The organism is Psychrobacter sp. ENNN9_III, from assembly GCF_001462175.1.
In the GTDB taxonomy this organism is placed as follows: Bacteria; Pseudomonadota; Gammaproteobacteria; order Pseudomonadales; family Moraxellaceae; genus Psychrobacter.
The window spans coordinates 1-9,839 of sequence record NZ_LNUO01000063.1 but is presented as its reverse complement, the minus strand read 5'-3'; the positions used below and the strand labels follow the sequence as shown (position 1 = coordinate 9,839).

The following is a 9,839-nucleotide window of genomic DNA, read 5'->3' as shown; positions in this document are numbered from 1 at the left end:
ACAAAAAATGCCTCTGGGAGTTGACTCCCAGAGGCATTTAGTTTTAAATATAGCTAACGGTTACAGCGTGTTGACGCACACTGTAACGAACAAATAAGCACCTGAACTGCGTTATTTGAACAGCATTAAATGCCCGTGTAGGTGCATTTTATCCAAAATATGCTTTCATATCAACCTTATTCACTATACATTTTAAAAACTGCTTGTTCGCTCGTTACCTCCTTGTGCTGCTCTCTCTGTAATTGTTACCCGTCAAATGGGTGGCAGGCCTCGGCGACGACTGCGTTTGACAGAAGGGTAAAGCTCTCGACAGGGGGTTCTAGACATATTGAGCAACGCAATGAGTGGTTACTCGTGCATATCGTAGCGGTATATTGGGTTTAGGCCCTTGCTAGCGTATGACAGCACAGTAGCGGTTAAGAGCGTGTCTAGGCGGTGCTATCAGCCGTAATCTTAACAACCGTAGCTTGATACAGTGATACGGTCTTGATGACGCGATGGGCGATGAAGTCGGCATGACTAATCACATCAAATCCAAGGAATGCACTAAAGCGTTTGTGAGTGTTTTTATTATACTCATAACTGCTTTAGGGTGAGTGTTCCTTGAAATCTGCTCAAGGCTCCAAAATCAGCATAAATTCACTTAGGCTAACTTAAGTAGTATATAGCCCACTAGGCTATATACTATAAGAGTCCAGAGAAAAATTTAGAATAGTTAATATACAACAATCACTTATTCAGTGAGTCGATATTGTCATGGTTGATTCATAAGCTTAGTGTGAATAGAACGGGATTGACTTATTTATTGTTAATTGTCTCTCGCATCTTTTCAATCTCTGCAGTCAATGAGCTACTCTTTTCCTGTTCTGATTGATAGTTAATTGAAAGCTCATCATACTGCTCACTCAATGCAGTGTGCTCAGTACTAAGCAAAGTTCTCTCATGATTTAACGTGTCGTGTTGCTTAATCAGTAGCTGATGATCTGCTTCAATCTTAGCTTGATTTTGAGTAAGCTGCTCATTAATCCCTGATAACTTATCACGTTCAGCGATTATGGCCTTTAACTCTCCTTTCACTTCTGCTGTAAGATTCGTTATCTCGTTGCGCTCAATAACGACTGTCTTTAGCTCATCCTTAGTTGCTGTCAGTTCTGTTTGCAGACGCGCGATCTCTGCTTTATCGCTATTAGCAGTGGCTTCAAGCGTGACCACCTTCGATATGTTGGCACTCAGCTCTTTTGATTGCTGATCAAAACTGCTACGCAGGTCACCAAGTTGGGCCTGAGCTGCCACTGTTTTAGCTCGTTCAAGTTCTAGCTGGTGCTGAGTATCGCTGAGTGTCTGTGTCAGCACATCCCGTTCAGCAGTCACTTGAGCCGCGGTGATAGCCGTTGCCTCTGCAGTTGCTGTGACCTCATCGAGCTGTTCTAACAAATCAGCCTGCTCACTCTCTAGGGTCTTAACCGCTTCTTGAGCCTCATCTGTCTCAGCTTGTGCCTTGGCCTTAATACCATCTAGAGCCTCCCGTTCTTTAACCAGACGATCATTGGCAATATCAATGGCCGTCTGCCACATATCTGCACCAAGCGTTTGTAAGCGTTCAGCAATGCTACTTGGTAGCTCAACCTGTCTTAGCTGCTCTTCTTGTTGGTTATCCTGACGCCAAAACTTCATGGCTTCACTGATGGTCGTGAATGATCCACCACCCAGCGCCTTACGCACTTCGGCTAAAGTAGGTTTGATACCTTGTTCGTGCAGTTGATCAGCAATAGCATGAATTTGCTGTGTAGTAATGGCCATAAATTATTGTCCTTAATTTTGTATGAGTAAATATGTAGCGTTTGTAGTATGTTGTATATAGTATAATACAATATACAATTTACTACAATATAAGGCTTAAAAAAACCTCAAGTAATCTTGAGGTCACAATCATTAGATTAGGGCTAACGATCAGTTAAGTACTCTTCTAGCGCATTACTATCATTTATTAATGATTAGCGCCTGTTTGCTTGGTTTTATCCTTAAATTTGGCAATAATACTGGCCTCAGTAAAGAACGCTTATGGTTTAATACTGCCACGGCTAACACCTGACCAGTCGGTGACTTCTGGAATGTCTGATAGATCAATGTCGTCATCATTAAGCGTTGCTAAATGCTCTAAATCTACTTGTTGCTTGGCCGTTAGTGGTGGTAGCTCGTCTATTTGATAGCTAACTTTGTTCACACTGGCTCCCTTTAATTTTTTTGACACGTCTAGCTGAGATAGATAATGCGTATAACCTCACCATTATCTATTTCTGTTTGCGTATGGGCTACCAATAGGACGGCGGTACCGTCTACTGTACCCAGCGCTTGCCACTGCTTTTCATCATTTTCATACCTGTCTTGCTGACGCAGGCATAAAAGGTCTAGAAAAACTCGGGCGGCTGCCTCAAATAATAAACGGTGCTTACGCTGATTGGTGTTTTTTTGTTCATCCCATTCAAATCTAATGCTTATCTGTTCTCTCTGTCAGTATGCTCTTTATAGATTAGCAATTCATCTTGACTGACAGCTGATACTTTCTGGTATTCAAAAGATAGCGGTACTTGATTGGTTTGCGCCACTTGGGTCAAGAACAATTTAATCGCTTGAGACGGCGTTAGACCATAGCTTTCAAACACGGCAAAAGCATTTTCTTTTAGCTCTTGATCGAGCCTGATATTATAATTAGTTGTCGTCATGGCATTACAAATGGCTTATCTGTGTACATATAATATAAACCATTTGTATAGACAGTACCAGATTAATCACTCTTTTTTCTTTGCTATGATTTTTGCTTAGGGAACGTATAACCTACCGCCAGCAAATGCTTTTTATGGGTCTTTAAAAAAGCTTCATCTCTTAATTGAGTGTGTAACCAGCTGATCACTTCTTGGGTACTTTTTCCTGAAGGCGCATAGCTACCAAATGGGGCATAGTTAGCCAATAGAGGCGCAAAACGGTCGATCTGTTTGACGGTTAAGGATGGTATATCTCTATTCTCATTATTCTGATTTAAGTCCTCCAGACTTTTTTTCTTGGTGGGCTTAGCTTTGACATTAAATTTTAGTCCTGTGACGGTACGACCACGTTTAACGTTTTCATAGGTGATTTTAATATCTGACTTTTCTGTTATTTCTTCAACGCTTGGGTTGATGACTCGACTTTTTAGGTTGTTAATACGTTCGTAAGATTTAGAAAGAGCTAGCTCCTCTCTAATTTCTTCAAGTGACATTGTCCACGAGCTCATTGCCTCATGTTTTTTGGCCAGATGGTATATATCTATTGAATATTCACCCTTCAGTTTAAGTACATCTTCTTTTTTATATTTAGTGAATGGATTATTTTCATCAAAAACCTTCAACATCAGTAGCACTTCATCTGTAAAACATAGAGACACATAGCCATCTTCATATATTGATCTGATGACCCACTGTACATTGACACGGCTACCGCGTTCATTTCTATAGCTAAAAAATCGCCTCATCATCGTTTCACTAGCATCTTTTAATTGAGTATAAGCAGAATCCACTTGAATGTTGCAAGCCTCTGCAAATGCTTTCGCGGTTATCTCTATAGTGTCTTTTTCAGTGGCATCTATCAAACGCACTACTGAACTAGCAAGCAACAGCAACCGTTTTTCATCAAGTGTCATTTCATAAAACGCTTGTAGAATACGATTTTGCATAACAACCCAATTTGCAGGGTATTTCTTCTCATATAAACCAACTTGGTTAGTCATATCTACGCCTTAATGCTCAAATCTATCTAATTGTAGCATAATACCTGCTGATTGTAGCTTTTAACCTAGCTGATTGTAGCATTAACCTAGCTGATTGTAGCATTAACCTAGCTGATTGTAGCTTTATAGATCTTGAAGCCCTTAATTGGTAAGGTCTGAGAGCGTCCTAAAAGTCTTTAAAAGTCTTTAAAAGTAAAAAATATGTTTTTATATTAAATAATAGGAAAAAAGCTCAAGAACTGACGGATTTGAGATGATAATATGAGCGACCAATCACTTATAAAACTTATCAGTAGCTCAGAATGCAATTGTCCATTTACTTGATGTTAATCCTCGTTCACATAGTTCGGATCAAGCTTGGATCTTTGAAAATCTTCAAAAGCATGGTCAAAGATATTTTGAATATCTTCGTCTGTCATTCTGGACAACCCTGTTTTCACATTCTCAATATCAGTCTCATTTTTTGTAGATAGTTTGTCTTCATTTTCAGTAGCCATTATCGACACATCTGTAAACACTTATCAAACCGTTGCTAAAAAGCCTAGAAACCACTCTTATATACGTTTTACGCTCTGTCCGATACGATGGTAGCTAAAGCTATTCTAAAACGCTTAAAACAGCCGATAACCGTCTCCTAACCTTTCGCTAATTAGTAGACGATCCAGCTGTACCTTCAATTAGGCGATTTCGAGTAGCTACTGTGATGATGAATAAATATCAAGCAATGAACCGTGGTCACTGTCCTGACTGTTTTTAGGTGGTGTAAAGCTGCTTGGTACCACCTCAGCTTTACTTTGTATTTTATTGGCAATTGCTTTCAAAAATTCACGGTGCTTTTTCAAACGAGCATATTTTTCATTATCGTGTGCGTCTAAAAAAATAGCTTGCAGTTCATGATTATCATCATCGTCTAATGCGTTGGCCAACCACTCCCCCAATATTTTATGTGCTTCAAGCCTGTCCTGATCAATCTCTTTTTTAAGAGCCTGTAATTGCTTAATCTTATTTGCGAATAAATCATCTGATATTACTGACATTACCTCATCCTTTTTTTAGCCAACTATGATAGAGTTGATCCTAGCAGTACATACATAGGTATGCAAGGTAGTAAAATACACAAGACCACATCTTTTCGTGGGCGCAGTAGTATTTTAACCCTCTGTTAAGAGCGAACTTAGGAGTTTATGTAAAAAAGACCCACAAGGGGTACTGTTTTTTTACATAAACTCCGTCGTTCGGCAGGGGGCGAACCCCCTACAACCCCCAAAAAATCATCTCTCAATATTGGGTTTTTTTGCTATGAATAATAAAGGATTTCATCTATCGGTTAGCGCTGTTAGTAAGGCGAAAAATCATAGCGTGGTGGCAAAGTCGGCTTATAATTCTGGCTCAAAACTGGTTGATGAACAGTCAGGAGTCGTCCACGATTACACCAGTAAAGCTAAAGACAAAATCTTAAATTTAGTGGACAGTGATGGTACTAAATACACGCAAGTTGTTGAGAAAAATGTGGTGCATACGGCGTTGTTAACGCCAACTATTGCTGGGGATCTAGCAGTGACACGTGAGGGTTTCTGGAATGATATTGAACGTATTGAGACTCGTAAAAACGCGCAATTGGGTACTGAGATTGATGTGATGTTTCCTGATGGGATCACCGCGGATCAGCGTATAGTTCTGGTCGAGCGCTACGCTCAAACCTTATCTGATCGCTATAACGTGCTTGTCGATGTGGCCATTCATCGGCCCCACAGTCACGAGAAACATGTGGGGGAGGTTGAAGTGGTTGAGCTGACCAGTCGTAACTTTCATGCCCATATTTTACTCTCAAGCCGTGAGATAGTAGCGGATGTTGAGGGTTATGCTTTATCAGCACGCAAGAATTGGTTGCAGTGGTCAACGGAGGAGCGGTTATCTAAGGGGTTAAACGGACGCGGCGATGAGCTTAAATATCAACGCACCCTTTGGGCGGATATGGCCAATGAGCTACTGCCTAAGAATAAAACCATTAGTGAGAAATCCTACCGTGAGCTGGGCATCAATCGTTTACCAAAAATGAAACTGGGTAAATCACTATATAAGGATATTCTCAAAGGCAATCGTTCAGTGATTCACGAGTACAACGAGACGATTGATGAGATCAATGCTTACATTGAAAAAAATGGTTTAGTAATTGAGTACGACGACAAGGGACGTATTGACCTAGAAAGCAATGAACAAGAGGTTAACGGCGTCACAATACATTATAAAAAGCGTAAACCCTTTGCGCGAATTGAGCTCAGTAATATCCGCTTTGTAGATCCTGCCGCTGAACTTGAACCCGCTATCCCTAAAAGTAACAGTCAGACGCATAGTGATGCGGCCAATGATCACGTACTTGATGAGCTTTTAGCAATCTCAGCCGACTTTGTGAGTCAAAAAAAGATGGTACGCAGCGCCTTATTTTCAACCATTGATGCGCTGCATGAAGAGTTAGCGCACCAGTCTAAACAGATTATTACCATTGATAAAAACATTAAGAGTACCCAGCGGTTCACCGAGGAGGTGGGACAGGATTTTAGTGACCCCCGCCAAAAAATGATTGAGCTTGCTAGGCAGATAAGCACAAAAGAGCAAAGTGAGGCACTAAAGGCGGCTTTAGCGTTGGTTGAGGAGTTTAGACAAGATGATACCCTACAAACAGGCCGCGCTGTTAGCCGTCTTGAAGAGCAGCTGTCACAGATTGATAAAACGGTGCTGAACAATAAAACGGTTTTAAAAAAGCTGATCCCGCTTAATAATGAAGTCATTGCTGACTACAAAGGGTTGAAGGCCACGCTAAAACCCTTTGCCGCAAAGCTGAATAAACTGGCGACTGGCTTTAAAGCTCTTGATGAGATTGATATTGAAAAATCCGACTTATCCTTACAGTGGGATCAAGCGTTTTCGGATCTACAAGATATAGACGTCACCAATAACATGGACACTTATCATAAGTTTGCCGCATTTGCAGATCTGGATGTTGAGCGCTTTAAATATCTTCAAAAAGAGCGTGAGGTGCTCAGTACGTTAAAAGCGGTAGAGATAGACGCGGATGCTGATACTCGTTTGACGGCATTGGCCGCTGATGTTAAAGCGTTTAAGACCACCAATAATGAAGACATCAAACAGTTAAAGCAGCAAATTAATACCAGTAAAAAGACTTATCAGCGCTTATCACCGTTTTATGAGCAGCGTATCGCCTTACTGGATCAAAGTGAGGCGGTGATCGTGCAAGATGATGATTTATACGATGAAATCATAAGTACCAAGACTACTCAGTTGAATGCAGATCGGCTTGAGGACTGGCGCAGCCGTACTATGGCGCTGCAATATCAGCTCAACAAAGCGCATGAGCAAGCAAAGCTTAAGAAAGAGGCTGAGCGCGCACGAGAGGAGGCTTTGATCAGGCGGCGAGAAACCTTAAAACAGAGGCGGCAGCAGGCATCTCTTAAGCGTCAGCGAATCAATGAGACCAAAGCATATCGAGATCGATTTGACAATTTAGTGGTACGGGTGCGTAACCGCGTTAATACCCTTGATTTTAAGGCCGTTGATGCACCGATCGAAGTGATCAACGCGGCTGAGGCGGTTGCCGCACAAGCATTTATATTCACTACTCTAAAACACACTGACAGCTTTACGACACTACAAAAAAGTTTACGAGACACCGATGCCAAAAAAATTGCAACGCAGGTGCAGAAGACAGCAACGACGCTATGGCAACAGCTTGAGCGCTTGCCTGACAATCAAGATAAGGTCGAGGTGTTAACGAAAATCAATGAGCGCTTTGAGCACGTTCCTGCTATCACCATAGATGGGGCAACGCTCACACAAACTGTGACAGATCACCTGCAAAAAACGAAGAACGCCATCCAAGCGCATGAACAAGCACAAACACGCCGCTACTCCTCACCACGCCCATTTTAGGCGGCATTATAATAATGAGTACCCCATGAATAAAGACAATAGCAATGAGCAAGACATACACGATCAACTTGTTAACCTAGTGACTTCATTGACTCCGGTCATTGGGGCCTTGCGTGAGCTGATTAAGCGAGCCGATGATGCGGTAGCGAGGCGGCTTGAGCGTTCGCTTAGCGGTATTGATAGCAAGGTGAATGAGGTGTCTTCTGCCATTGAAGAATTAGGTAGTAGCGCAAGCACGACTTCGCAGGCATTGAGTCAGTATCAAGAACTCGTGTTAAAGCAGCTACAAGCGGCAGTGACTGCTTTTACTGACAATGAGATGCCGCGTCGTTATGATGACAAAATAGCAGGCATCATCACCGATATGAAACAGCAGATTGATACGGCTGTAGAGTCGATCGTTACTGCTAAAAACGACAGCATAGAGGTACAAATCAGTACCATGCAAGCGGTGGCTGATAAACTTAGCGCAAGCGCTGACAATCTAGCCCTATTCACCAATCAGTACCAAGCTGGTCATAAGCAGATTATTGAAGATATTGAGACCTTTGAGACCACCACCAAAACGCGGATTGAGCAGGTCGAGGCTAGAGCTAGTAAAGACTTGGACAAAATTCATAAGTCCATTGAGACTATGAGTATTAAAAGGATTGCAGCCGCTGTCGCAGCGGGTACGATGGCTGTGATAATAAGTTTGGTGGCCCTGGTATTTTGGTATGTGCCAAGCTTTGATGAGATTGCAGAGATGAAATACCAGCAAGCAGAGCTACAGCGCGGCATCGATGAGCTTGAAACGGGTTGGAAACAGGCCTTTAATAATGCTCAAAGTGCGCAGTTTATTTTGGCTTGTGATGTTAATAAAGAGCAGCCTGATGCAATCAGCTGGTGCGTTAGAGCAGACAGTAAGAGTGTTTTGAGAGATGAGAGAGGCTTTGTTTATTATAAAATAGCTGGGGTGCCGCGTGCAGAGCCGACTGAGTAAAGACGTATGGTAATAGTGAGCTATATTGCCCAAAAGTGCGTCTTCTAAAACATATAAGACTGAAAAAAGGCTTGTTTGATTGTCGTTATCTTTGTCTATATTAAAAAGCCAGATAATGACACTTTATCTGGCTTTAAGGGTTATTGTTTCTTGTTAAACAAGAAGTCTGTAAATATAAGCTAAAGTGACTAGGCTGCTTGGTCAGTATGAGCTGTGACCAACTCTATAAAGGCGGTTTCAAGGGTGCTTAACGTATAATCATCAATCATAAGACCGTCATCTAGCTGTCGTTGCACCCAGACATAAATCGCTTCATCATTATAAAGGATAGCGTCAACACCAAGTAATGATGCCAGTTGTACGCCCTGCTGTATTTGTAAGCTGAATAACAGCTGAGAGGCTAAAGCTTTAGTCTGTTCACTAAACCATGTGCAGCTGTTGAGCCGCGATAAATTAGTGTTCATAGATATTCTCCTATAGATTATTGTATGTAAATAATGGATAAAATGACCTACTACAGGTCAAATTATACCTATATTTTAATCTATTGCAAGAGAAAATGACCTTCTAAAGGTCTTTTTATGCGTCTAAAGGTGATAATGTCTTATGAGCGAGGGTGTTCACTCAGGCGTTTCACTGCTGTCCTCATTTATAATTTCATATAAATCACCAACATTGATTCTAAGATACGTGCATAAAGACTCGATGACATCTAGATCAACTCGGGTGGCTTCTTCATGATACATGCGAGTAATGGTGCCACGATTGATACCAGTATCTCTTGCGACATCGGCAATTTTAAGGCGTCTTTCGCCCATAATGGTCGATAAGTGACACTTCACCATAGTGGTTTCCTCATTAACGATTGGTGGTTTTTGATTGGTGAGCGGATTATAACGAATATGAGCGGCTAAAGTATTCCTTTTAGTAGCTCAAATTGATATCCAATAGCGGCAATTTACCTAGTAGTAGGCAGTTTATTATGCTGTCTTTGATACAGGACGTCTATCATGATGGATATGCGCTAGTTAGAAAAGGCGATGCTATTTTTACTATGAAGTATTGCTATTAGTAGTGATGTGACGTACATTTTTAGTTATACTTATATACTTATATACATTATATACTTATATACTTATATACTTA

At 41.3% G+C, this 9,839-nt stretch carries 11 protein-coding genes; 2 read left to right on the top strand and 9 right to left on the bottom strand.

From position 1 onward, the window contains the following. Positions 1–798 precede the first annotated feature (798 nt). From PENNN9_RS04410 to PENNN9_RS04395, 7 genes are all read right to left on the bottom strand, one after another. Entirely contained in the window at positions 799–1,800 is a 1,002-nt protein-coding gene (locus PENNN9_RS04410; protein WP_058368522.1) for a DNA-binding protein, read from the bottom strand. 259 nt (positions 1,801–2,059) lie between these two features. Beyond that, on the bottom strand, positions 2,060–2,224 hold the full coding sequence (locus PENNN9_RS12670) for a hypothetical protein (protein WP_156410068.1): 165 nt from the start codon (positions 2,222–2,224) through the stop codon (positions 2,060–2,062). Positions 2,225–2,253: 29 nt separating this feature from the next. Further along, positions 2,254–2,493 (bottom strand): BrnT family toxin, encoded by a 240-nt coding sequence (locus PENNN9_RS12510; protein WP_373429194.1) that lies wholly within the window; start codon positions 2,491–2,493, stop codon positions 2,254–2,256. Positions 2,494–2,495: 2 nt separating this feature from the next. Continuing rightward, a complete protein-coding gene (locus PENNN9_RS04405) occupies positions 2,496–2,723 on the bottom strand; it encodes a type II toxin-antitoxin system RelB/DinJ family antitoxin (protein ID WP_058368521.1) in 228 nt (75 codons plus the stop codon). 83 nt (positions 2,724–2,806) lie between these two features. Further along, positions 2,807–3,763, bottom strand: coding sequence for a replication initiation protein (locus PENNN9_RS04400; protein WP_058368520.1), 957 nt, complete (start codon positions 3,761–3,763; stop codon positions 2,807–2,809). 326 nt (positions 3,764–4,089) lie between these two features. Then, complete coding sequence (locus PENNN9_RS12665; RefSeq protein WP_156410067.1) at positions 4,090–4,260, bottom strand: hypothetical protein; 171 nt, start codon at positions 4,258–4,260, stop codon at positions 4,090–4,092. Between the two features lie 198 nt (positions 4,261–4,458). Then, the gene (locus tag PENNN9_RS04395; protein WP_025652650.1) at positions 4,459–4,800 is read right to left on the bottom strand and encodes a hypothetical protein; all 342 of its coding nucleotides are present in this window, start codon (positions 4,798–4,800) and stop codon (positions 4,459–4,461) included. A gap of 262 nt (positions 4,801–5,062) precedes the next feature. On the opposite strand from PENNN9_RS04395, the gene PENNN9_RS04390 reads away from it, so the two are divergent. Next, the gene (locus PENNN9_RS04390; RefSeq protein WP_058368519.1) at positions 5,063–7,711 is read left to right on the top strand and encodes a MobA/MobL family protein; all 2,649 of its coding nucleotides are present in this window, start codon (positions 5,063–5,065) and stop codon (positions 7,709–7,711) included. Between the two features lie 25 nt (positions 7,712–7,736). Next, positions 7,737–8,693 (top strand): hypothetical protein, encoded by a 957-nt coding sequence (locus tag PENNN9_RS04385; RefSeq protein ID WP_058368518.1) that lies wholly within the window; start codon positions 7,737–7,739, stop codon positions 8,691–8,693. 188 nt (positions 8,694–8,881) lie between these two features. Here PENNN9_RS04385 and PENNN9_RS04380 read toward each other — a convergent pair whose 3' ends face one another. Further along, positions 8,882–9,157, bottom strand: coding sequence for a hypothetical protein (locus tag PENNN9_RS04380; protein WP_058368517.1), 276 nt, complete (start codon positions 9,155–9,157; stop codon positions 8,882–8,884). 156 nt (positions 9,158–9,313) lie between these two features. Further along, positions 9,314–9,538 carry a helix-turn-helix domain-containing protein gene (locus tag PENNN9_RS04375; RefSeq protein ID WP_058368516.1) on the bottom strand — a complete coding sequence of 75 codons (225 nt, stop codon included), beginning with the start codon at positions 9,536–9,538 and terminating at the stop codon, positions 9,314–9,316. Between the last annotated feature and the right edge of the window lie 301 nt (positions 9,539–9,839).